This window comes from Devosia sp. MC521, from assembly GCF_014127105.1.
Lineage (GTDB): Bacteria > Pseudomonadota > Alphaproteobacteria > Rhizobiales > Devosiaceae > Devosia.
Genome location: NZ_CP059902.1, coordinates 1092534 through 1116250 on the forward strand (window position 1 = coordinate 1092534; position 23717 = coordinate 1116250).

At 56.4% G+C, this 23717-nt stretch carries 26 protein-coding genes; 10 read left to right on the forward strand and 16 right to left on the reverse strand.

Going from position 1 to position 23717, the window contains the following annotated elements:
- Positions 1-4 precede the first annotated feature (4 nt).
- The 6 genes from H4N61_RS05170 to H4N61_RS05195 all read left to right on the forward strand — a co-directional run bounded on the left by H4N61_RS05170 (position 5) and on the right by H4N61_RS05195 (position 5025).
- Entirely contained in the window at positions 5-733 is a 729-nt protein-coding gene (locus H4N61_RS05170) for an ABC transporter ATP-binding protein (protein ID WP_182395264.1), read from the forward strand.
- Complete coding sequence (locus H4N61_RS05175) at positions 730-1431, forward strand: ABC transporter ATP-binding protein (protein ID WP_182395266.1); 702 nt, start codon at positions 730-732, stop codon at positions 1429-1431. The genes H4N61_RS05170 and H4N61_RS05175 overlap by 4 nt, the downstream gene beginning before the upstream one ends.
- Before the next feature lie 2 nt (positions 1432-1433).
- Positions 1434-2291: a branched-chain amino acid ABC transporter permease gene (locus H4N61_RS05180; RefSeq protein ID WP_182395268.1), complete on the forward strand. Its 858-nt coding sequence runs from the start codon at positions 1434-1436 to the stop codon at positions 2289-2291.
- Between the two features lie 94 nt (positions 2292-2385).
- Positions 2386-3396, forward strand: coding sequence for a branched-chain amino acid ABC transporter permease (locus tag H4N61_RS05185; protein ID WP_182395945.1), 1011 nt, complete (start codon positions 2386-2388; stop codon positions 3394-3396).
- Positions 3393-4253: an intradiol ring-cleavage dioxygenase gene (locus tag H4N61_RS05190; RefSeq protein ID WP_182395270.1), complete on the forward strand. Its 861-nt coding sequence runs from the start codon at positions 3393-3395 to the stop codon at positions 4251-4253. Before H4N61_RS05185 ends, H4N61_RS05190 begins: the two co-directional genes overlap by 4 nt.
- A 7-nt stretch (positions 4254-4260) precedes the next feature.
- The gene (locus tag H4N61_RS05195; RefSeq protein WP_182395271.1) at positions 4261-5025 is read left to right on the forward strand and encodes an SDR family NAD(P)-dependent oxidoreductase; all 765 of its coding nucleotides are present in this window, start codon (positions 4261-4263) and stop codon (positions 5023-5025) included.
- A 232-nt stretch (positions 5026-5257) separates the two neighbouring features.
- Here the strand turns inward: H4N61_RS05195 and H4N61_RS05200 are convergent, their stop codons facing one another.
- The 16 genes from H4N61_RS05200 to H4N61_RS05270 all read right to left on the reverse strand — a co-directional run bounded on the left by H4N61_RS05200 (position 5258) and on the right by H4N61_RS05270 (position 20997).
- Positions 5258-7135 (reverse strand): cation-translocating P-type ATPase, encoded by a 1878-nt coding sequence (locus H4N61_RS05200; protein ID WP_199368557.1) that lies wholly within the window; start codon positions 7133-7135, stop codon positions 5258-5260.
- Complete coding sequence (locus H4N61_RS18265) at positions 7126-7332, reverse strand: hypothetical protein (RefSeq protein WP_199368559.1); 207 nt, start codon at positions 7330-7332, stop codon at positions 7126-7128. The genes H4N61_RS05200 and H4N61_RS18265 overlap by 10 nt, the downstream gene beginning before the upstream one ends.
- A 121-nt stretch (positions 7333-7453) precedes the next feature.
- Complete coding sequence (locus tag H4N61_RS05205; RefSeq protein WP_182395273.1) at positions 7454-7891, reverse strand: cytochrome c; 438 nt, start codon at positions 7889-7891, stop codon at positions 7454-7456.
- Positions 7892-8027: 136 nt separating this feature from the next.
- Entirely contained in the window at positions 8028-8519 is a 492-nt protein-coding gene (locus H4N61_RS05210) for an Rrf2 family transcriptional regulator (protein WP_182395274.1), read from the reverse strand.
- Positions 8520-8542: 23 nt separating this feature from the next.
- Positions 8543-9178, reverse strand: coding sequence for a HupE/UreJ family protein (locus tag H4N61_RS05215; RefSeq protein ID WP_182395275.1), 636 nt, complete (start codon positions 9176-9178; stop codon positions 8543-8545).
- 100 nt (positions 9179-9278) lie between these two features.
- Positions 9279-10253, reverse strand: coding sequence for an energy transducer TonB (locus H4N61_RS05220; RefSeq protein WP_182395276.1), 975 nt, complete (start codon positions 10251-10253; stop codon positions 9279-9281).
- Entirely contained in the window at positions 10250-10687 is a 438-nt protein-coding gene (exbD, locus tag H4N61_RS05225) for a TonB system transport protein ExbD (RefSeq protein ID WP_182395277.1), read from the reverse strand. The genes H4N61_RS05220 and exbD overlap by 4 nt, the downstream gene beginning before the upstream one ends.
- Positions 10688-11452: a tonB-system energizer ExbB gene (gene exbB, locus H4N61_RS05230; RefSeq protein WP_182395278.1), complete on the reverse strand. Its 765-nt coding sequence runs from the start codon at positions 11450-11452 to the stop codon at positions 10688-10690.
- A gap of 45 nt (positions 11453-11497) precedes the next feature.
- Entirely contained in the window at positions 11498-13411 is a 1914-nt protein-coding gene (locus H4N61_RS05235) for a TonB-dependent receptor (RefSeq protein ID WP_182395279.1), read from the reverse strand.
- Positions 13412-13422: 11 nt separating this feature from the next.
- Positions 13423-14250 (reverse strand): (2Fe-2S)-binding protein, encoded by an 828-nt coding sequence (locus tag H4N61_RS05240; protein WP_182395280.1) that lies wholly within the window; start codon positions 14248-14250, stop codon positions 13423-13425.
- Positions 14250-14843, reverse strand: a complete 594-nt coding sequence (locus H4N61_RS05245) for a hypothetical protein (RefSeq protein ID WP_182395282.1) — start codon at positions 14841-14843, stop codon at positions 14250-14252. Before H4N61_RS05245 ends, H4N61_RS05240 begins: the two co-directional genes overlap by 1 nt.
- Positions 14844-14845: 2 nt before the next feature.
- Complete coding sequence (locus H4N61_RS05250) at positions 14846-15823, reverse strand: hypothetical protein (RefSeq protein ID WP_182395284.1); 978 nt, start codon at positions 15821-15823, stop codon at positions 14846-14848.
- Positions 15820-17022: an ABC transporter substrate-binding protein gene (locus tag H4N61_RS05255; RefSeq protein WP_182395285.1), complete on the reverse strand. Its 1203-nt coding sequence runs from the start codon at positions 17020-17022 to the stop codon at positions 15820-15822. Before H4N61_RS05255 ends, H4N61_RS05250 begins: the two co-directional genes overlap by 4 nt.
- Positions 17019-18074: an ABC transporter ATP-binding protein gene (locus tag H4N61_RS05260; RefSeq protein WP_182395287.1), complete on the reverse strand. Its 1056-nt coding sequence runs from the start codon at positions 18072-18074 to the stop codon at positions 17019-17021. The genes H4N61_RS05255 and H4N61_RS05260 overlap by 4 nt, the downstream gene beginning before the upstream one ends.
- A complete protein-coding gene (locus H4N61_RS05265; protein ID WP_182395289.1) occupies positions 18074-19171 on the reverse strand; it encodes an iron ABC transporter permease in 1098 nt (365 codons plus the stop codon). Before H4N61_RS05265 ends, H4N61_RS05260 begins: the two co-directional genes overlap by 1 nt.
- A gap of 269 nt (positions 19172-19440) precedes the next feature.
- A complete protein-coding gene (locus H4N61_RS05270; RefSeq protein WP_182395291.1) occupies positions 19441-20997 on the reverse strand; it encodes a carboxylesterase family protein in 1557 nt (518 codons plus the stop codon).
- Between the two features lie 212 nt (positions 20998-21209).
- Between H4N61_RS05270 and H4N61_RS05275 the strand changes: the two genes are divergently transcribed.
- Genes H4N61_RS05275 through H4N61_RS05290 form a run of 4 tightly spaced genes read left to right on the forward strand, consistent with a single transcriptional unit; the run spans position 21210 to position 23655 of the window.
- The gene (locus H4N61_RS05275) at positions 21210-22145 is read left to right on the forward strand and encodes a hypothetical protein (RefSeq protein ID WP_182395292.1); all 936 of its coding nucleotides are present in this window, start codon (positions 21210-21212) and stop codon (positions 22143-22145) included.
- Positions 22146-22187: 42 nt separating this feature from the next.
- Complete coding sequence (locus H4N61_RS05280; RefSeq protein ID WP_182395294.1) at positions 22188-22592, forward strand: DUF6152 family protein; 405 nt, start codon at positions 22188-22190, stop codon at positions 22590-22592.
- Between the two features lie 56 nt (positions 22593-22648).
- Positions 22649-23131, forward strand: coding sequence for a DUF6644 family protein (locus tag H4N61_RS05285; protein ID WP_182395296.1), 483 nt, complete (start codon positions 22649-22651; stop codon positions 23129-23131).
- Positions 23132-23145: 14 nt separating this feature from the next.
- Positions 23146-23655 (forward strand): DUF6644 family protein, encoded by a 510-nt coding sequence (locus H4N61_RS05290; protein WP_182395298.1) that lies wholly within the window; start codon positions 23146-23148, stop codon positions 23653-23655.
- Positions 23656-23717: the final 62 nt, after the last annotated feature.

Below are 23717 nucleotides of genomic sequence, written 5' to 3' on the forward strand. Positions count from 1 at the left end.
TAGAATGATCTTACGACTTGCCGGCGTTACTAAGCGCTTTGGTGCAGTCGTTGTGGCCGACAATATCGACCTCAATGTTGCACGTGGTGAAGCTCTCGGCATTATCGGCGCCAATGGTGCTGGCAAGTCGAGCTTGTTCAACTTGATAACCGGGGTGGTGACCGCTGATGCGGGCACCATCACTATCGGCGATAAGGACGTGACCAAGGTGTCAGTCCCCGATCGTTGTGTAGCCGGGGTAGGGCGCTCGTTCCAAATTCCCCGCCCATTTGAAACTCTGACTGTTTTCGAAAATCTTTTGGTTGCCGCGGAGTACGGTCGTGCGTCGCGTGCGCTGAGTTCGGAAGCTCTGTGTGCTTCTATACTGGAACAGACTGGTCTTGCCGCCCATGCCAATACTTTGGCCGGTAAATTGACCCTGCTCAACCGCAAGCGCCTTGAGTTGGCGCGGGCTCTGGCTACAGAACCTGATCTTATTCTGCTCGACGAAATAGCGGGCGGTCTGACTGAAGCAGAATGTCACGAGCTGGTGGCGTTCATTCAGCAGCTCCATCAAACCGGCGTCACGATCATCTGGATCGAACACGTCGTACATGCGCTGCTTTCGGTTGTAGATCGCCTGATCGTTCTCGAGTTTGGCCGCAAAATTGCTGACGGAAAGCCCGACGCCGTGATGTCCGATCCGGTCGTCCGCCGCTCGTACCTCGGTATTGATGATGAGGCAGCAGCATGACTGCAGTACTAGAGACAAAGAACCTGGAAGTTTTCTATGGCGACTTCCAGGCCGTATTCGGCGTCGATTTTCACATCAATGAAGGTGAAACGGTTGCCATCATCGGCGCAAACGGCGCAGGAAAATCGTCATTTCTAAAGGCACTTTCTGGTCTGATCCCGGCAAAGGGCCAGATCATGTTGGATGGCCAGTCTGTTTCGGGCAAGCCAGCCTATGACATGGTCAAGCAAGGAATTGCGCTGGTTCCAGAAGGGCGTCGCCTTTTCCCAACGCTCTCCGTTTCGGACAATCTCCGCATGGGCGAGAACGGAAAGAGTGGAGAACGTGGCTGGAGCTACGAGACCATTTGCGAACTGTTCCCGTTGCTGGCGGAGCGCGCTGATCAGCTCGCGCCGACCCTTTCCGGTGGCCAGCAGCAGATGGTTGCCATCGGCCGCGCACTGATCACCAACCCTCGCGTGTTGCTCTGCGACGAAATCAGTCTCGGGCTTTCCCCCGCAGCTGTCAAAGACGTCTACGCAGCGATCAGTGAGATCAAGAAGCGCGGGACCACAATCGTCATTGTTGAGCAGGATCTGAACGCCGCTCTGTCGGCCGCTGATCGCATTTATTGTTTCCTCGAGGGGAAGGTCAGCCTGGCTGGCCGTGCTGACGAGTTTGATCGTTCGCAAATTCTCGCGGCCTATTTCGGGAACTAAGCATGGATTACGTCAACACAATCGTGCAGGGCATTTTGCTCGGGGGGCTATATGCTCTCTATGCAGCCGGCCTCTCGTTGATTTTCGGCGTGATGCGCCTGATCAATCTCGCCCACGGCGATCTGATCGTTCTGGCCGCATTCGTGCTTTTGGCAATGGTGACGGCTCTGGGCTTGCCACTGCCTGTTGCGCTTCTGATCCTGCTGCCGTTCGCTTTCGCGCTCGGTTGGGCTTTGCAGCGCTTTCTTCTGAACCGGACCCTTGGCGACGATATTCTTCTGCCATTGCTCGTCACGTTCGGTCTGCAAATCTTGGTTCAGAACGGCCTTCTCGTGGCGTTCAGTGCGGATAGTCGCAAGCTGTCTCTAGGTGCTATCGAGACGCAGTCCGTCAACATTTTGGGCCTGAACCTCGGTGTCATCCCACTTCTGACATTTGCTGTTGCCGTCGCGGTTTTGGGTGTTTTGAGCTATATATTCTACGGCACGGCGCTGGGCCGTCGTCTGCGTGCCACCTCTGACTCCACCGAAGTCGTCCAGCTGATGGGCGTGAACCCGCGTGTCGTCTTCGCAGTGGCAATGGGTATCTCCTTTGTCGTTCTAACCATCGCGGCGTTCTTTATGGGCATACGCTCGAACTTCGATCCAAGCGTTGGTCCTGCTCGTCTCCTGTTTGCCTTCGAAGCTGTTGTTATCGGTGGCTTGGGCAGTCTTTGGGGGACATTGGCTGGTGGCGTGATCCTAGGTGTCTCGCAGGCTATTGGCGCCCGTATCAACCCTGAATGGCAGATCTTGGCGGGCCACCTCGTGTTCCTCGTCTTCATCATTCTGCGTCCCCGTGGCCTGTTCCCGAAGCAGTAAGATCATGACCGATATTCAATCTAATGCGTCACGCCCCTCAATCGACGCGTCGCGCTACACTGTTAACGTCGCGACTAAGACCTCGCGTATATTCATGATCGTTGCCTTGATCGCATTGGTCGCACTGATCTTTGCTCCGGCAATTGTCTCACGCTCTATGCTGCAGGATATGATCCTTGTGTTCCTACTCGCTTCACTGGCGCTGTGCTGGAACCTTATGGCAGGCTACGCAGGCCTGATTTCCGTGGGTCAGCAAGCTTTTGTGGGTTTGGGTGGTTATGCGCTTTTCGCGCTAATCATCATCGGTGGCGTTGATCCCTTGCTGGCAATTCCCACGGCCGCGCTCGTCGTTGCGCTTTTGTCGGTTCCGGTCGGTACGCTCGTCTTCCGCATGCAAGGTGCTTACTTTGCTGTTGTCACCTGGGTCGTCGCCGAAGTGTTCCGCCTTGTACTGGCGCAATGGCGCGAGCTGGGGGGCGGTACGGGTACGTCGCTGCCACGCTCGGCCACAGGCAACATGTTCGGTATGGATTTTGTGGCTGAACTCTTTGGTGTTCGTTCTGCCGCAGCACGCGAAATCATCATCTATTGGGCCGCACTGTTCACCATCGCCCTTGTGGTCGCTGGGAGCTATTACTTGCTGCGCTCGCGCATCGGTCTAGCTCTACGCGCTATCAAAGACGGTGAAGTGGCAGCGCAGAGCATTGGTGTGACGACCACGCGTATCAAGTTTGCAGTTTACGTTTTTGCGGCGTTCGGTGCGGGCCTGGTTGGGGCGATTTACTTCCTGCAGGCCTCGCGTATTTCGCCTGATGCTGCCTTTTCGCTGCTCGATTGGACGGCCTACATCATCTTCATCGTGGTGATTGGTGGTCTCGCCACCATTGAAGGGCCGATCATCGGAGCCATTCTTTTCGTCCTTTTGCGCAATGCAATGTCTGGGTTCGGCCCGTGGTATCTCTTGGTTCTGGGCGCACTCGGTATCGCCGTTATGCTGCTCGCTCCAAAGGGGATCTGGGGTAATTTCTCCCTACGCACGGGTATTCACCTGTTTCCAACCCGCAGGACGCTCTTTATTGCCGATAAGGAGGATCGGTCCAAATGATCTCATCTAATCCCGTACTTGCAGCGATCACCGAACAGGTGATCGCCAGCTTCGCCGAAACAGAAAATCCTCGTCTTCGTGAAGTTTTGGAGTCCCTAGTCAAGCACTTGCATGCGTTTGCTGAGGACACGCAACTGAGCTTTGACGAATGGATGGTCGGTATCCAGTTTCTGAGCCGCGTTGGTCAGATGTGTGACGACAAGCGGCAGGAATTCATTCTGCTCTCGGATACGCTCGGCCTGTCGATGTTCGTCGACGCCGTGAACCACCCAGATGCAGATGGGGCTACTGAGACCACCGTTCTTGGCCCATTCTATGTGCCGCCACTAGCGGAGTCCGCACACGGTTCAGATATCGCCAAGGGTACCCCAGGCGTTCCAATGTATGCCGAGTGCCAAGTCCTTGCTGATGGTCTGCCACTATCCGATGCTTGGGTCGACGTTTGGCAGTCGGATGATGACGGCTACTACGATGTGCAGAAGCCCGGTCAGATTGAAAATCTGCGTGCCCGCTTCCGCACCGATGCTGACGGTCGCTTTACGTTCTGGTCGATTGTGCCGACGTTCTACCCAATTCCAGATGATGGTCCAGTTGGCGATATGCTCAAGGCGACCTCGCGTCACCCATACCGACCAGCGCACATCCACTTCATGATTGGGAAGGACGGTTTCGAAACGCTCGTCACGCACCTTTTTATCGACGGTGACAAGTATCTCACCAGCGACGCTGTGTTTGGCGTGAAGAAATCGCTGATCATCAGCCTCGCCGATGGCGAACCAAGGACCCGTGGGAGCGGGGATCATGTTCCTGCTCACAAGCGCCTCGTTCATAGTTTCGGTTTGAGAAAAGTTGACTAATTCCTCAATGGCGAATGAAAACGGCACCGGATCTTCCGGTGCCGTTTTTGTATTGGGCGCTAGTCGTGGAATTGGACTGGCCACTGGGGTCCAATCGGCGCGCCTAGGCCACCCCACTGTTTTTGGATGCCGAAACCCTAAGGCTGTCGAGGGAGTTGTCACAGAGCTCACTCTGGCGGGGCATTGCGCGCTCGCTGTGCGGGTGGATGCGGAAGAGCCTGCCAGTATTCACGAGGCCTACCGGCAAACAGTTGGATTTGCAGGGAGCATTCGCACGCTCATTTACAACGCCGGGACTATCGAACCTCTCGCGTTGTTCTCGGACATTTCCGAGTATGATTGGGAGAGGATCATACACGCCAATCTGCTCGGTGCTGCACGCGCCGTTAGGCACGCTTTACCGCTTTTGTCGCCAGATCCGCGGATAATTTTGCTTTCAAGCGGCGCTGCTCGCCATGCAGTGGAAGGCTGGAGTGCATATTGCGTGAGCAAGGCCGGGCTTTCCATGTTGACGAAAGCGCTGGCGCTAGAATTTGGGAAAAAGGCTTTTATTGCCGCTCTTAGCCCCGGCATGGTCGATACCGATATGCAGGCGGAAATTCGCGCATCCAGTCGGGGAGCAATTAGCGCCGTTGCGCGCGACACGCTCACTCCAGCTCCCCTGGTGGCTGAGACGCTGGTCGCCCTCTCTGATCGGGCGCCAAGAGCTTTGCATGGGTGTGACGTGACGCTGGAGGAGGCCCGCCGGATGCTCAAAATGAACCAAATTTAAACCTGCCAATTCCGTCAGGTTTATGCCAGAAAACCTGCTCATTTATGCAGGTTTAAATTCCAAGTCTGGGCCAATGTGGTTGCAATACACCACGAGCTTCTCCTCGGCGCTTCTTGGTGATCACTTTGGCTGACAGGCTTGCCTGTCGGCCTTTTTCTTTTGGGCGGGAGGCACAAAAAGGTACGCCCGCCACTGGTGTTGCGGCGGGCGTTGGAGCGTCGGGGAGGGGAGTTTAGTTCTGGCGTGCTGGTAGCCAGGTGGCGATGCCCGTCTTGGCCGTCTCGATGCCCTTGAGCATCGTTTGGCGCGGAACGAGGCGCGCGGAGTTGAGGATGAATGCAAGCTCAGAGCCTGTGTGGATGAGCGAAGCTTCTACGGGGCCGATCCAGCCCAACATGGCGGCGGCAATGCCCAAAATGTCGACCAGCACAGTGCCGGCGAAGTTGAACCAGATGATGCGGCGCGTGCGGCGGGCAACATGAACCGTTTCGGCAAAGCGCATCAAGTCATTGCCAAGCAGAACGATGTCCGCTTTTTCTCGAGCCACCTCTGTTCCTGAACCCATTGCGATGCCAACAGACGCGGTCGCAAGGGCAGGGGCGTCATTTACGCCGTCACCAACCATGGCTACGACACGACCTGACTGCTTGATAGCTTGAATACGCTTGAGCTTATCGCTCGGCAGGAGGCCAGCTTCCACAGCATCGATACCCAGTTCGGACGCAACCTGACGAGCGACTGGTGCAGTGTCGCCAGTCAGGAGTTGAACATCGATGTTCATCGAGCGCAGCTTGTCGATTGCCCGACGCGCTTCTGGGCGGATTTGGTCTTCGACTAGGATTTGCCCGATGAGGGTGTTTTCGCGTGCAATGTAAATGCGGGAGGCGACGTACTCGTCCTCCGCAATGTCGAGGGCGATATTGTTGGCGGCAAGCCATTTGGCATTGCCCACCAGAATTAGGCCTTGGGCGTCGCGTGCCGAAATGCCGAGGCCTGGTTCATAATGGAACTCACTTGCATTTCCCGGCACAATATTGCGTTCGGCCGAGTAGCTGATGATGGCCTTGCCAAGCGGGTGCTCGGAAAGTGCTTCAGCTGTGCTGGCGGCGCGCAATATGTCTTCAAGGTTGGCGCCATTGTGTGGGAGGACCTTGGTAACTTCGGGTTTGCCGAACGTCAGGGTTCCAGTCTTGTCGAGGACGACCGTATCGAACTTGCCCAATGTTTCGAGGTGGATACCGCCCTTAATGATCGCGCCATTCTGCGCGGCGCGACCAATGCCACCAAGGATGGCGAGTGGCGTGCCTGCTGCAACGCCACAGGCACCAGCAACAACGATGACCGAGATGGTTGCGCTGATATTGCCTTGGGTAATCCAGTATTCAAAAGCCGCAAAGCCGAGGGCCACGTAGACGATATAGCCTGCGAGTTGATCGGCGAGGCGCTGTACGGGCGCACGCGAGCGCTCGGCCTCCTCCACGGTCTCAAGAATTTGGCCGTAGCTGGTGGCGCGACCGATGCGTTCAGCGCGAACTTCTAGAGCGCCTGATTGGTTAATTGTGCCGGCATAGACGAAGTGGCCCGGCATTTTCTCGACCGGCATGGACTCGCCGGTGATGCGGGATTCATCAATGAAGGAATTGCCCGAGATGACCGGTCCATCGACAGGAACGCGGGCTCCAGGGGCCACCACAACAACCGATCCGGTTTCGATGTCGTCGATCGAGGCGGTTATGACTTGGCCGTCGCGACGCAGCTGCACTTCGCTTGGCAGCAAGGCCATGAGGTCACGGATAGCCTTGCGGCCGCGTTCCAGTGTCATGCCTTCGAGTACTTCTGCGATGAGCACGAAGAAAGTGATCATCAGCGCGACAAGGAAGTAGCCGGTATATGCGGCCGCCACCACAGCGATGCACATGGACAGTTCCATGGTCATGCGGCGACGTTTGAGGCTTGCCCAAGCTTCTTCAAAGAGCGGGAGCCCGCCGATAGCCAAACCGATCAGAGCGTACCAAGAGAACGACAGGAATATCTGGCCGCCGATATCGAGATAGACGTGGTCAGGCAGTTGAAGCCAAACTGCCAGTGCGCATAGGCCTGTTAGTCCGATGCGAAAGAGCTCGGTCGGACCAAAGGCGTGGGAGTGATGATGACCGTCGTGATCATGATGGTGATCGTGGTCATGGTCGTGACTGTGGCCGTGATGATCATGCCCATGATGGTCATGATGGTGGTCATGCCCATGGTTATGAGCGCCGTGATGATGTTGATGACCATGATCGTGGTGATCATGGTCCGAATGGGCATGCTTCCCCATAGGCCTCTCTCCCAGATGCTGTTCGCATTCTTTGGAAGAAACACTGGCCAGAGTGCATCGCTAAATCCTGCACGTTTTCTGCAGGTTTTCGGCAGTTATGCCGTTTTGCCCTCAGAATGCAGCGAAAGGATCATAGAAAACAAAGGCTTCGTGACAGGATGCGCAAGTTGCTTCAACAGACTTCCAGGCCTTGGCGAAGGCAGCGACATCGGTGCTTACTGCAGCTGCTCGGGCCTTTTGGGCGCTGTCTTGCACAAGCGCACGAAAGGCTTCGATGTCGTCCCAAACTGCGGCCGCAGCGGTTGTCGTCACTCTTTCGATAGGTGCTGCACCACCCAGCAGGTTAGTATTTTCCTGGAACATGACCTCGAATGCTTCTAGCGACTGCGCCGTTGCCATGCCCATTTCATAGAGCTCGGTGATCTTACTCTCGTCGTCCAGATCAGCAGTTGAACGGGCAAGGGCGGACAGAAAAGCGGTTTGTTGCATCAGGCCTTGGCGTATTGAAATAATGCGCGCCGGGTCTTCAGCATAGGCGGCTGACGCCATGCTGGTGGATGCAATTGTTGCCAGAATGATGGACCGCATCATTTCGCCCTCACGTTAGGATTTCTATATTGTTAGGCGTGTGACGCCCTTGGTTCCTGCATGTTTGAAAGCCCTGTTGCCCGAAACATGCAGCGTTTCACGTACGCGCAGCTAAATTATCTGTTGTCCAAGTCACGCGGTCTTGCTTGCTGGGCTCCGTTAAGCCGAGCGTTTTGACGACAGCGTCTCGGTCTGCGACCAGATCTGCGATTGTGTAGCTTTCAAGAACCTTGGTGAAGGCGCGAAGAGCATCACTGATTGCAGTTTCATAGCGGCAATGGGTGGTGAGAGGACAGTGCGCGCAGCGTTCTCGTACGCATTCGCTGAGGTCAAAATCTTCCTCAGTTACGCGAAGAACGTCCATTACCGTGATTTGATCAGCAGCAGCGCCCAAGCGCACACCGCCATTGCGCCCGCGTACAGTGGTAAGCAGTCCACTGCGGCCGATGGGGACAAGGATCTTGAATAAGAACATTTCGGAGACGCCAAAGGCGTCGCCGATGTCTCGAATTCGGCTCAAACCATTGGGGTTTGCGGCGCAGTAGATCAGCGCTCGGATCGCATAATTGCTTTGTTTGCTCAGTCGCAAAGCGCCACCTCTCCGGTATGCGCCTAGGCAGTCGCAAACAGCATAGAGATCTGGGTCTGGTAAAGCGCCGTGACGCCGATCCCGGTCAATACACCACCAACAACGCGTGCGTTCGCGTAGAGCCGATCTCCATGCCAGAACCAATAGGCTGCGAACATTGCGCCGACGGCTATGAGCGTTTGCGTGATGCCGAAGCCCATAAGGTAGCCGACGAGAGAGTTGTTTTCGCTACCGATGATTGACTGCGAATAGGCAAGTCCGTGCAAAAGGCCTGAGACGAGGAAGACGACATGGTGCCAGCGGCCGTTGTCGCCTTTGCCCGAGGCCATGAATAAGCCGAGCACCAGTGCGCTCATTGGGACGAGCCAAGTTGCCGAGGAAACCTCAAGGCCGACGGCATTGAGGAGACAGGCCGCGATTGTGCCGGCAACAAACCAGATCGGGAGCAAAAGTGTGCCTTGCGCAACAGCGGTCAAAATGCCGACCGCGATGACGAAAGCGAAGTGGCTCATCTCAATGACAGGATGTGCAAGGCCCGAAATAAATCCTTCAGCAAATCCAAGGGGCAGTTCACCGCCGAGGGCATGATGCGCAAAGGCTGGTACAGACAGGCCTGCAAAGGCAGTAATCGCTATTCCGCCGCGTAAAATCGTTCGCATTGTCCCCTCCTGGCCGCACTTCCGAGCAACCGAGGCACTTTGGCAGGTGGTGATCGAGCTCTCCTGCACGTTTCGTGCAAGCAAGGCGGTCTTTCTGTGCCTAACGAAGTCCATAGGTAATGGGCACGCGCAGCGCCATCTTATCAGCGCTAAGACCTTCTGGTGGGGCAGGGTAGGGTGAGGCCTTCTGAACGAGGGCCACGGCTGCCTCATCTAACGCTGCAAAGCCTGAGCTTTGAGCGATGGTCGCGCTGACCAATCGGCCGTTTGCGTCAATCGTGAAGCGCATAACCACAGTACCTTCCTGACGCGATCTTTGTGCCTCACGAGGATAAGTCTTTTTCCTGTTGAGATGTGTGACCAGTCGCCCCTGCCAGTTTGCTTCCTGCGAGGCTGTTGGCATTGCAGCGACGGGAGCACGGGCGGGCGCGACCGCAGAAGTCGTTCGCGGCGCTGTGGTTTGCGCAGCACTTTTCGGCACGTCCCGTTCCGGGCGCGGCGGTTTGGGTGCCACCAAATCTGGCGGGCGCATGACGGGCATAGCGACGTCCACCAGTTTTGGCTCTGGTATCGGCTCGGCGACAGGCTCAGATGTGATGGGATCTTCAGGCGGAAGATCTTCTTCTTCAGGCACATCAGCACTTGCAGATAGGGGCCCCAATTGCTCTGGCTCTGGCTCTGGCTCTGGCTCTGGCTCTGGCTCTGGCTCTGGCTCTGGCTCTGGCTCTGGCTCTGGCTCTGGCTCTGGCTCTGGCTCTGGCTCTGGCTCTGGCTCTGGCTCTGGCTCTGGCTCTGGCTCTGGCTCTGGTTCCGTTTCCGAAACCGGTTCCTGCAAAGTATGTGGCTCAAGAGCGGGTTCGATAATGGGCGAAGTGAGTTCGGCTGTTTCAAACACAACTTCAATGCTGGAGATCTCTTCGGCGATGATGCCACGGTTTGAGCTTGGCATGCGCTCCACAGCAACAAACCCCGCAGCGCCTCCTCCGAATACCAATAGACCCGCAGCGACCCAACGCAGAAGTTCTGCCGCGTCAAACTGTGCGGTCGGATCAATGGCGTGTGGCGAGCGTTTCATGGCGCCGTGCTGGCTCCATCCAGACCGACGAGTGCGACGCGATTGTAACCGCTTGCGCGCAGATGGTTCATGACCACGATCACATCGCCATAGGGGATTGAGCGGTCCGCACGGATTAAAATGCGTTTTTCGCTGTCGTTTTCCGTCGCCAGATCAAGCGCCGCTTTCAACATTGTCTTGTCGACAGGCTGTTCGCCAACAAGCAGGGTCTTGTCGAGCTGAAGCGAGACATAAACTGGTTTGTCGGTCGTCGGTTGGCTCTGGCTGTTGAGTTTAGGAAGGTCGACGGGTGCATCCACCGTTGCCATTGGGGCGGCCACCATGAAAATAATGAGCAGGACCAACATGACGTCGATAAACGGCGTGACGTTGATCTCTCCGACTTCTTCGATGCCGTCGTTATCGTCAAAACTGTTGCGAAGACCCCCGGCCACTTATGAATGCCCCTCGCGTGTGAGCGCTTCAGACAGCATCATGTCGCGATCGCGCGACACGAGGCGCTCGATGAATGCGGCGGTGTCCGTGAGGTTTTGCTTATAGTTGGCGATGCCACGCGAGAGACCGTTGTAAAACACAACAGCGGGGATTGCGGCGACGAGGCCGAGTGCAGTGGCCAGAAGTGCCTCGGCAATACCTGGCGCTACGACCGCAAGGTTGGTGGTTTGTGTTTCGGCAATGCCGATGAAGGCATTCATAATGCCCCACACGGTACCGAAAAGGCCGATGAAGGGCGCCGTAGAACCAATTGTCGCCAGAAGCCCGACGCTGCGTTGCAGCTTGCGACCAATGCCGCTCTGCAAGCGGGCAAGGCGCGAATGCACGCGCTCCTTGAGCCCTTCACTGCCTATTGCGAGCGCATGCATGTCGGAGAGGCGAACTTCCTGCTCGCCCGCCGCGAGCAGTAGGGCGATATGGGTCTTGCTGCCGGTTTCGAGAGCCGCGGCTTCGGTGAGCGACGAAACATTGTTGAGTGCTTTTCGGCTTATTTTGAGCGCGCGGCGGCAAGCGATCAGTTCGAACCATTTGGCAAGCCAAATGACCCAGGCGACAATTGCGAAGGCGAGCAGCAAGAGCATAACGGATTTGACCACCAAATCGGCTTGCTCAAACATGCCCATGACGGAGAGGTCATGAGGCAGTGGCGTGGGTAAGGTGCCTTGGTCTTGCGCCTGAACCGCGTTCCCAGCAAGAAAGCTCACTGGGAACACGCACCACTTTATAAGCTGAGCTTTGATTTCCATGGCTTAAAAGCTTGCCTTTGCGCCGACGTAGAATGTGCGCCCGGCGTTATTGTAGCCGAGTACATTCTGGTACGAGACATTGAGGAGGTTCTGTACGCGCGCGTACACTTCGACGTTCTCGCTCACTTCATAGTTGATGCCTGCGTTGAGCAGCGCGTAGCCAGGGAGCTTTACATTCGTGCTGGTCGCAAAATCGGTGTCGTCGGCCTCGCCGACCAGCATGAGGTCTGTATTCAAACGCAGCGGGATTTCTTCGAAATCATAGGCGAGATTGATAACGCCCGAATGCTTTGGGCGGCGGATTTCGGTAACGCCAGAGCCATCGCGCGAGTCGGTATAAGTATAGGAGCCTGACGCCGTGAAGCCGTTGAAGAAGTCTAGAGCCGCCGTCAGCTCGACACCTTGGCGCGTGCTGAGCCCAGTATCATTCTCGACTGTCGCTGGCGACCAGCCAACCGACTTAATCTCGTTTTCGAGGTTCTGGTTGAAGTAAGTTGCGTCTAGGGTGATCAGACCATCAAGCAGTGACTGGCTCACACCGATGTCCCAGCCAATACTTGTTTCTGGCTTGAGGTTAGCGTTCCCGACGAATGAACTCGGATTGTAGCCAAACTGCTCAACAAAGGTCGGGTTGGTCGAGCCGGTGCCGAGCGATGCGTGCAGCGTCGTGTCTGAATTCGGAATTTCCCAAGAGCCGGAGAGGCTGTAGGTCGTCACGTTGGCAAACTGGTCGTTGATATCGTGCCGTACAGCTGCGGTCAGATTCAATTGATCTGCAAAGCGACCTCGGTATTCACCCACGATGGATTGGGTATTGCGTTTCTGTTCATCGAGAGCGTTTGGCGGTAAGCGCTTAAAAGTCTCGGCGACAAGGTCGTAGCCGAGAGTAAGGGTGTGTTCTGCGTCAGCAAAGTCCGGGGTATTGAACTTGTGGCCGAGTTGGAACGAGCTCTTATACCGGCTACCGGTATGAGCCCCGTTTTTCACGCCATTGGTGTCAAAAGTCTCGCGATCTACCTTGGTTCCGCTAAAGCGCCCGCCGTGGAAAAACGCGCCATCATCGCTTTCCCAGTTATAGCCCAGAGCTGCAAGAAACTCTTCGGTGCGGGTTGTGTCGTATGTATCAATCAGCTTGCCATAGGTTGCGCTGCCGGAAGTCCAATCCTCACTATCGAGGTCCGCGTGAACACTACCATATCGTAAGTTACCGTCGACCCGCAGGTTTTGGCTCACATTGGCATTGAAGCGGATGTTGGCATCGATGTGGCTGGCGCCGTCCAGTTCATTGCCAAAAGACGACACGTTAAAGCCATCGGTATGGCGTGCGCTTAGCGCGCTGGTGATATCAAAATTATCCTGGCCGAACGTCACTTGAGCGTTACCCATTTTGGTGCCGTCAGTGCCAAATTCAGTCGCAAGAGTGGTGCGAATGCCATCTCTGCTGCCCGCCTTGGTGATGATGTTGATGACACCAGCCATGGCATTCGAGCCCCAGAACGCGCTTTGTGGGCCGCGCAAAATTTCGACGCTTTCAATGTTTGAAACTTGCAGGCGACCGAAGTCAAACTCGCCGGTGGATGTTTCACTGACCGGCACGCCGTCTATCAGCACCAAGACGTGGTTGCCTTCAGCGCCACGCATACGCACTTGGGTGTTTGCGCCAGCCGAGCCTGACGTCGAAACAGAAAGCCCTGGCACCTGTTTGAGGAGGTCCGCAACATAAGGGACCTTGGCGCGATTGATCGTGTCGGAATTGATCAGCGTATAAGATCGACCGACCTCGTTGGCGGCAACGGGGGTGAGGCCTGCAGATACCACGACAGGTCCAAGCAAGGTTTCTTGCGCATTCGCCGTGCCGAAAGTGAGCAGCGAGGCTATTGCTGTAGCCGAAAGCAGCGTCATATTGAGCTTAAACATAGGACTTCTCATCAAATAGCGCGCTGGGAGACCCAGTCGGCATTGCGCTGGAGGCGTTCGAGTTCTGGGACCAGCGGGCAGCTGGCGCAGAAATTGTTCTTTTCGGATTTGTAGTAGAGGCAGCACGCCGCACGGCGCTGGCACACCCGGTTTTGGCCGTCTGATTTGACTGAATAGAGTTTTGGCCGTGCACTGGTCGGAATGCCTGTGAGGCGAATAATTTCGTCCGCTTCCTGTTGCGCGCGCTCTTCCTGGCCCAGCGCTTCGCACATTCCATAAATTTGCGCGGCCCAAGACGACGAGACCATCGACCAGAGAGCCTTGTAGGAATAGTTCGACCAGCGGTGGAGCGCTTCAACCGTGTCAGCGCTCATCATGAGCAATTGTTTAGCAACTGCTGCGCGACGCGCTTCCACTTCCCCTGAAAGGCTGTCGTCGACTTCGAGCCCTTCAACACCTACTGATTGCAGTAATGTGCTGGATGAGAATTTGAGCGCAAACCGATGGTAGGAAATCGTCGACTGGCTCAGAAGGTGGGCGGCGACGGGAAGGCCTGCCGCCCAGCCCGTGCGCAGCAGAAGCGAGGCAGCGGCTCCCTTGCGACTGCGCCCAAATCCTTTGTGTTGCAGCTCCTCAAGCATGGTCGGCAAGGGGCCGTCGTTGGCGTCGCTCAGCTGTTGTTGAGTGATCCAACCATCCAAATTGGACCAAGTCGCGCCGATGTCGCGGACAACAAGGCTAGGCTGAAGATAAAACTCCTCAGCCTTTTCCAAGAAACGCTCTGTGGTCGAAGCTTTTAGTCCCCGAGAGCCATTGAGGATGGTCTGCGTCGTCTCCATCACGATGCATCCATCATCATGTCTTGGTAGCCCTCTCCGGTTTCATCGAATGCTTCCGGATCGCGGCCGAGGTAACGCTGAGCAATGTCGCGCCACATGGCCAGATTTTCCCAGCGCGCTGGTTTGAGCAGCTTGTCGCCTAAGTCAGCGTGCGGGTTGGCGAAGTGGATGGTCAGCATCGGAGTGCCGGCACTGTTGATGAGATCGAAGCCCCAAGTGAGCGGTGCGCCTTTCATGTCGAGGCGACGGAAAATGACGGCTTTCCCGGGCAACCGGGCTGGGCGCGTTTCGCCGACGGGCCAGCCACCGGTGCCCACACAAATATGGAAGTGCTGCGTGCCGCAAGCGATGGTTAAAAACCCATTCGATAAATCGAAGTAGGACGGGGCCGTCGCACACGTCATCTCATAGGACGCGCCTTCGATCAGTGGACCGAAGTTGACCTGATCCCAGTAGGTTTTGAAGACGTATTGGATGAACTCAGCGAGGTAGTTCTCATCCAAAGGCAGAGCCCATTCCTGTACGGCGCTGGTAAAGCCGTCGTTGGAGGGAATGATCTGCGGTTCGCTCGATACGGGAATTGGGTTGGTCATGGTTATTCCGCCAGCAGTTCTGCGTCTTGATCGGCAGGGATGTTGTCGAATTGGCTTGCCCAGGCAGCGACATTGGCATCGCGCTTTTGGGTCAGGCGGCGCAGCGCAACGCGAGCGGTTGTCCGACCGCGGCGGGTGTCCGGCCACACATCGGGCCGCGGGGCCGTGCCTGCCGTGACTGTTTCGCGGACGGTCTTGGCGATGGCGTGCTCGTCGGGCAGGGCGTACTGGTTCCAGAGCGCGAGGAACGCTGCGTCCTTTTCGTCCGAGAAGGGCTGTTCATGTCCCAGTACGTCACGCCAGGGGGAGCCCGGGTGCAGCGTGAGAATGGGCTGGTAGCCTTCTGGTATCGGGTCTGTCGCAGCATGCGTGCGGCCTGAAGTGATCGACTTGGCGATCAGATGTGTATGCGGACCTTCCGGGCTTTTGCCGTTGGGGTGCGGGATCTCTTGGTAAACCTCAAGACGCCCGAGTGGGCTCAGCATGACGCGGTGCGGTTGTGCACGCAAAGTGTCGGCGTGAAGGTGCCGTGCCTGCTCGGAGAAAATGGACAAGCCTTCAAGCGAGCGCATAAATTTGATGTGATCTGGATCGTGCGTGCGGGCGCACATGTGGACGTGGCCGATGCCGACACCGAGATCAAACAAGATCGCGTCGCGTTGGTCCTCACGCAGTGCATCGCGGTCTGGGCCAAGCTCGCGGACAACATGAGGCTTGTCAGCCTCAGCAGTGCGCTTCATGCAAAACGCAACATCGTTGTGCCAGCTCTTGCCATCAGCGGCGAGAGTTTCAAAGGCGATGATTTTGATATCATCGGCTGGTGTGATGCGAATGGCTGCGCGCTTGGTCACGCGGCTCAACGCGTCGGTATGCAGGGTCTCCTCACCGGCATCCCAGCGGAATTCACCAATTGCACCAAATGTGCCAATGCTCCACGTGTTGCGCGGATCAAGCAAGGCCTGTCGGACGACTTCTTTCACGTGTTCCCCCCAGTGGTCTTCGTGTCATTCGTGATGGATCGGTAAAAGACGCGCTCGTGATCACCCACCAGATCAGGGTGAAGGATTGAGATCAGGTCTTTGATGACGAGGTCTGGGCGCAATGTGCCCATCTCATAAATTTGGACGCCCCCGTTGGGGCCTTTGAGTGCGTCTGGCATCCACACCTGACCCGCTTGTGCGGCGGGAAGGGCCGCAAGGCGTGGGTCATCAGCGGCGATGTCTGCAAGGCTCAGATAGTCGTTCGACGCATGGATCCAGAATTGTGCATCCAGCGCGGACCCGATGAGCCGCTCAAAATCGTGGATTTGAAAGCTGCCCGCGTTGGTGTCAGTTTCGAAGACGTAACGCCCGCCAGCATCGACGATTGACGCGGCAACAAAGCTGGCGCCGCCTGCGGCAAAGAACGTGCCTTCAAAAGCGCTGCCACTGAGAACCCATGGCTTCTGCTCGTCGGTTAGATGGGCAACTCTGGCGACGGCTGTCGCGTATTCTGTCGTGATTTCGTCGTAAACCGCGTTGGCTTTGGCTTCTTCGTTATAAAGCGCGGCAACGAACTTGACCCATTCGGCCCGACCCAGTGGCGTTGTTTCCTGCCAATCAGAGTGATTGACCACCGAGATGCCGAGATTGCGAACTTGCGCCATCTCAGCCGAGCCGCTACCGGCAGCCAGCACTACGTCTGGCTGAGCCGATACAATACGCTCGACATCAATGGCTCCGCTTGACTCGAACTCGGTCACATCCGGTTTTGAGATCTGTGCGAGCACTTCGGGCAGGGAGACAAAGTCCTTGCGCGCTATGCCGGTGATTGTTTCCACCTGCCCAAGCGCCAGAAGTGAAGGATTTTGTGTGGTGCTGCCTGCGAAAACACTGCGGATTGGCACTTGGATGACAGCGTCGATCTGCTGGTCAAGCTTTGGAAGCGGTGCGCCGCAAAGATTGAGTAGATAGGTCTCTGGTCTCCCACCCGGAAAAGGTTTTTCGACGGTGAGAAGCTTATAGCTATCGTGGTAACTGAGCGAAAAGTTCTTGGCGTTTGTGATCTTAGCCTTATGGGCGAAATAGTCCTCACCGGCGCTGTAAGACGTTAGGCAGCCATCACCATCGAACGGCGCGGCTAAGGCGCTCGTGCACGCACAGACGGAAACAGCGGTAAGGATCGACACGCGAGACATCATGAGCCGGTGCGCTCCAAAATCTGAGCGACGCGTGTAGGCTGTTCAGTGAGGTTGAGGCCGCGAGCGCAGCATGCGAGCTCGCCAAAGCTTTGACCAAAATGGGCCTCGTCGTCGTAGCGCAGAGACCAACCGTGCGCGGTCACATTCACAATAATTAGGTTGGATGCATCGACGGGGGCAGGCGGGGGCAATAGGCCTTCCCGCTCCAGTACGGCTGCCGCCAAGCCCACATTGTCTCCATCACCCGTCACGGTCGCATAGCCACGCAGGGTAGGGCGCACTGTGAAGCTGCGCTCTGCGGCGCAAAAGCTCATCGTTGGACCAGAAAAGCAGCTCTCAAGATGGCCCGAGGCGATCAGATCTTCCGGCGCGCCATTGTGCAGCTGACCGTCCTTCTCAACGAGCCAAACGGTATCAGCGGTGCGAAGAGCAAGTTCGAGATCATGGCTAGAAAGGATAATCGCCACATTGGATGCACGTGCGAGAGCACGGAGCATGCCGACCAGTTCAATGCGAGCCGTTACGTCAAGGAATGCTGTGGGCTCGTCGAGCAGCAAAAGGTCCGGTTGCTGCGCCAAAGCGCGCGCAATCATCACGCGCTGGCGCTCGCCGTCTGACATCTCCGAAACATCTCGGTCAGCGAGATGGCTGCCACCGACCGAAGCTAGGGCGTTGCGGGCTATAGTGCGGTCGTTGGCGCTCAACAAGCCTGCCCAGCCGGTGTATGGATACCGGCCAAGTTCGACGAGTTTTTCGGCGGTGATTGAACCAATGGACAAGCGATCAGTCAGTACCAAGCCCAAATGTTTCGCCAAATCCATTTGCGACAGATGAGCGATATCGCGTCCGGCAATCTCTACTGAACCACCCGTGGGTTTCTGTGCCCGGGCCAACGTACGCAGCAGTGTGGACTTGCCAGCCCCGTTCGTTCCCAGAAGGAAAACCAGTTCGCCGGGCATAATGGTGAGATTCAGATTGGCGAGAACGGTACGGGCACGTTTGCCAGTGACATAGCCAACGCTCAGGTCATGGGTCTGTAATGTCGGACGCATTAGCTCAGTACTCCACGGCGTGATTTGAGGATGACGAACAGAACGACTGGCGCACCCACGAGGGCGGTCACAGCGTTGAGGGGGAGCGAGCCGAACTGTCCGGGGAAGAGCGAAACGATTTGCGCAAACAGAGCGATCTGGGCGCCCAGGAGCACTGAAACGGGAACGAGAACCGCATGGTCAGACGTGCTGGTCAGCGCGCGCGCGAGATGCGGGACGGCGACCCCCAGAAACCCAATCGGGCCGCAGAACGCCGTCACTGCTCCGGCGAGCATTGAGGCTGATCCCATGGTGATGAGACGGGTGAAGCGGGTGTTGACGCCCATCGATCGCGCATAATTGTCGCCCAAGAGCATGGCGTTGAGCTGCTTTATCGAGATTAGCGCAACAGCGATGCCAAAAAGGATTACAGGTGCGAATACGGGCAAGTCAGACCAGGTAACGGCGCTGAACGAGCCAAAACCCCATGCGGTCCAGCGCTGCAATTGTTCGGGCGATGCACCAGCAACAAGCACAGTAACGAAAGCAGAGACGCCATAGCCGGTCATCAGACCAAAAATGAGAACGGTCGAAGGGTTGGCAAGGCGAGCAGCAATGATAAGCGTTGGAATGAGTATCGCGAGCGCCCCGAGCGTTGCCGCAGTCACCAAGACCAGACCCCCACCGATGCCAAATCCGCCAGTCAGCAGACCCGCCATAGCGCTGCCGGAAGCCAAAACCACGAGGGCAACACCCAAGCTTGCGCCTGAGGTGATCCCCAAGACGAAAGGGTCGGCCAGTGGGTTGCGCAGTAGGGTCTGCATCTGAAGACCGGCTACGCCCAAAGCCGCTCCAGCGAGCAACGCAGTTAGGGCGCGGGGCAGGCGGATGGAGGTGATAACGCCAGCCGTGCTTGGCTTCTCTGTTGGCAAACCAAGAAGCGCTGCGGCGACGTCGGACAAGGCGATCGCAGTCGAGCCAATCGCAACCGCCACGCACAGCATGACGAGTAAGCTTAGGCTCAATGCGGCCAAGATCAGGCTATGACGATGGCGCGCAACAAATGCGCCCCAGGCGTTGCCTGATGGCCATCTGCTATCCGCAGATGTCTGGAACATTCCCTCTCCCTCCTGACACCATGTTCAGGATCTCCAGCGCTCGCGTCGGGCTTTGCCTCTTAAGCGTGTGGCGCTTGGTGATGGGATTACCGTGCACTGTCTGGCGCGTTCCGTGCCTGCACGTTTTGGATTTAAACTTGCCGATTTTTGCAGGTTTGTTTTGTGTAAATTCAACGCGCTAGGGGATACGAGTTTTTGCGGTGCGCTTGGGCATTAGAAAAGGAGGCGCAGGAGCCAACCCGCGCCTCCTAATTATGCTTTCAACTGGATTATGGTTTGAGCGCTTCGCCGAGAACCGCAAGGCGGGCCGCAAACGGATCTGCAACCGACCCAGTACTAGCCCCAAAGATCATGCCGTTCTTGCCGTCATTCCAGGTCTTCCACTCGGGAACCCCTTCGCCGTTTGGATTGCCGGTACGTGCAAAATTAGCCCAAGCAGTGCTCATCACAGTAGCAAGCGCGCGATCATCGGCATCTGGTTCACCTACGGTCGCCTTGGCTAGGTCAAGGTTGTCGAAAACATAAGCGATCTCTGCAGTGTGTGGCACGTTGAGTTCGCCATCACGGCCGCCTTGGCGCTGAGTGAAGTGGTAGACGTAGGTTTCGGCGTCTTGCCCGGAGCGAAGGTCTGCTACACGTGACACCAGCTGAGTCATCCATATGTCGGAAGCAATGATCTGGAACACTTCATGGTCCGGCGTGCCAGGCAGAAGGGCGCGGTAGCCATCCATTAGAGCGTCGATACGCTCGGCTGGAATGCGACCGGTGAAGTTGCCCTTAGCAAATGCTTCCTTCAAGCCATCAGCATCAACAGGCTTTGTTGGTGTGTTGTTGAAGAATGTCGACTCGGTAAAATTCGACCCGATAATGAGTGGTATCGACTTGCCTGCTGGATCGGCATCCGGCGCAAATGGACCGCGGGGGAGAGTCGAACCCTGTACTGGACCCCAGTTTCCGCCTGCGACCAGCTTGGTCACATCCGCCGACTGCAATGATGCCAAATCAGTTACGCCGGCGGCTTCCAGAACGGTCGCTGTCGATGCTTGCGCAGCCTCAACTGTAATTGGTGCGGTAGCGATACCGCTTTGGGCGATAACCTTGGAGAAGAGGCCTTGGGCTGAAGGCATCGACATCAGCGTCGTTACCTTGCTGCCACCACCGGATTCGCCAAAGACTGTCACGTTGGACGGGTCGCCGCCGAGTTCTTCAATGTTGTCGCGCACCCATCTGAGCGCTTGTACGATATCGAGCATACCGGCGTTGCCGGAGTCTTTGTATGCGTCGCCAGCTACAGCAGATACGTCCATAAAACCGAGTGATGCCAGACGGTGGTTGAGCGTTACGACAACCACGTCTTGGTTGTCGACGAAGCGTGATGCCTCGTAGCGAATAGTGCCGCCCGAACCGCCGGTGAAACCGCCACCGTGCATCCACACCATGACGGGGCGCTTGCCGGAGTCGACACCTGGAGTCCAAACGTTCAAGAAGAGACAATCTTCGCTAGGTGCGTTGGGGTCGAGGTCAACGCCTTCCTCAGGCATCAAAATTGGTGCATACGGCAGCCCGTAGCACGTCGCGCCATAGTTTGAGGTGTCATAAATGCCGTCGATTGCTGGAACTGGCTGTGGTGGTAGAAAGCGGTTTGCGCCCCCGGCATCAGCCGCGTAGCGAATGCCCTTAAACACGGAGACGCCGTCAACATAGGTGCTGGCCTGACCGGCGATCTTGCCATTGCTGGTCTCTACGACGATTTGTTGAGCCAGTGTAGGAACGGCCAGCATTGCCAGCATGCTGCCGCCAAGCAGCAGCGAATTCAGTAAACGCATATTCTCCTCCAATGCGCATCGGTTCCATGAGGAACTTCCCGGCAAGCTTGTCCGGACTGCATCGATTTCACCTGCACGAAATTCGCAAAATGTCGGGATGTTTGTGTCTTGTTGGTGATCGCTAAAAATCCCAGCATGACCCTGGCGATCTATAAAAGAACCTACAAAAGTTGATCGTCACACATGAGAAGCAAACTTTGAGGAGAGCTTGCGTGAAGGTGCTGCCTATTCTTGTGGCGACTACATCTTTAGTCGTAGCTTCAATAAATTTTACTGTTTACGCGCAGGAGTTTGTTGAATTCCTGCCGTCGGCGGGTGAATCTGCAAATTGGACTGAAAGCAAAGCTAAGCTGCAGGCGTTTGGCGAGGAGTTTGATACTTCCGAGACGCTGTTTGCATTCCTGAAGGTCAAAGCCAACGGCGGCGTGCAGCTGACATGGGAAGATATGAAGAAGCCAGAATACGACTGGTCAGGTATCTTTACTCGCACCAAGGGCGGGTTGTCGTTCGATCCTGAGCTCCCTGCCAATGAAATTAGTGCCACACTTACGGACGAAGGTGCCGCAGCTCGTCAGGCTAAAATCGACCTGATGAACACCATTCACGGCGAATATGATCCAATCTCCGATTGTCGTGCGCCAGGGTTCCCGCGGTGGATCACCGAACCATTTCTGCACGAGTTCATCGTGACACCAGACACAACTTGGCTGGTCAACGAGATGGTCAACGACACTCGCCGCGTCTACACAGACGGTCGTGATCATACGGCTGAAGAAGACGCATACCCAACTTGGAACGGCGATACGATCGGCTTCTGGGATGACGATACGCTCGTGACCCACACGAAGTATCTGATGGAGGGTCAGTACCAGCGCGGTACGCAGCCAAACTATTCGGATCAAGTGCAGGTTGTAGAGCGCTGGCGGAAGGTCGATGGTGTCACCTTGCAGTCCGACGTCTGGGTGTTTGATCCGGTGAACCTTGCAGAGCCATGGTACACCCGTCAAAGCTGGACGGAACTCGCCAATGACGACCATCTGCTGCGTATTCGTTATTGGGACTGTCGCGAAAATCCAAACAACGTCGTCATCGAAACTGAAGACGGCAATAGCGACTTCCTCGCCTTCGACTTCATGAAGAGCGAATAGTTCCTAGCCTTTCGCTTATCGATTAACGTACGGAAATTCAAAATGAAAAAGCTTATTTTCGCGGGCGCTGCCTTGGCAGTGGCCTTTCTCATTGCGCCTGCTTACGCGCACCACTCTGCTGCCATGTTCGACCACGAGCAACTAGTCGAGCTCAAAGGCGTAGTGAAGGAATTTCAATACACCAACCCACACTCATGGCTGATCGTTGATGTCACCAATGACGACGGCACCGTTACTACATGGGGATTCGAGGCTGAGGGGCCCAGTACTTTGATGCGGGCTGGTATCCGCAAGAGCACGCTACAGCCCGGCACAGAATTGACTATACGTGGCAATCCAATGCGCGACGGCCGTCCGGGAGCCGCTTGGGTCGATGCTCAAATGACCAACGGTGAGAAAATCAATCCGCGGAACGGCTTTGCGGTCATTCCGGCCGGCAAAGAATAGGTTTTGGACTAGCCCCTCGCTTTGGTGAGGGGCTTTTTAGGCCAGAAGGACAGCAAGTGCTTCAGTTCGCAACATGGCTCAGCGAAACAGCGATCAGCCGCTATATTCAACGCGAGTTTTGGGTCATTCCCACGATCCAATCTCTTCATATTCTGGCCATTGCGAGTTTGGTGTCCTCGCAATTGTTTATCAATTTGCGTTTGCTTGGCCGTGCCGGCGTCGATGCGCCCCTGAGTGCCATTGCGGATCGTTACTTGCCGTGGTTCTGGGGTGCCGCGCTTGTTCTGGCGCTGAGCGGCACATTGCTGATTGTTGGCGAACCAAAGCGTGAACTGCTTAGTGCGCCCTTCTGGATCAAGATGGCGCTGATCCCCCTCGGCCTTCTGGCCACTGTTTGGTTCGGGAAAGCGCTATTGCATCCTGATCTATCATCGCCAGCCAGCACGCTCAAAACGCGCTCCATTATTTATAGTTTGGCCACCACCGTCATCTGGATCTCCGTGATGACCGCTGGGCGGTTGATCGCCTACGTTTATTAGTCGGAGTGAGTTCGGTGGATATATCTGAGTTTCTCCTGTGGGTTGAAATGACCGCATTGGGCGAGTTCATGCAGACCTCAGCCTGGGCCTTTCCGGCCGCAGAAGTCGTTCATGTGATCGCGGTGGTTCTGGTTTATGGCGTCATAGCCGTTGTGGACCTGCGTCTGTTGGGCCTCGCCGGGACGTCGCGGCAATACACCAAGATTGCTCACGAGAGCCTGCATCTGGTGTGGATAGCGTTTGGATGTGCGGTACTGACAGGCCTGATGATGTTTGCCACGCAGCCGAGCAATTACTTCGAAAATCCCTGGTTCATCGCCAAGATGAGCGCGATCCTGTTGGCAGGCGTGAACATGCTGGTTCTCGAGTTCGTTTTTGCGCGGTCGGCGAGCGAGTGGCATTTGACGGGTATTCCGCAGCCAGCTCGGATCAGTGGCGGGATATCGCTGACACTCTGGACCATTGTGGTGGTCGCGGGCCGTTGGATAGGTTTTACGATTTTTGGTGGCCCATCGTTTCTGTGATCATGACGCAGCGCCGCTTCGGCGGCCGGAGCCTGACTGAATATGAGATACTCCCCGTCAGA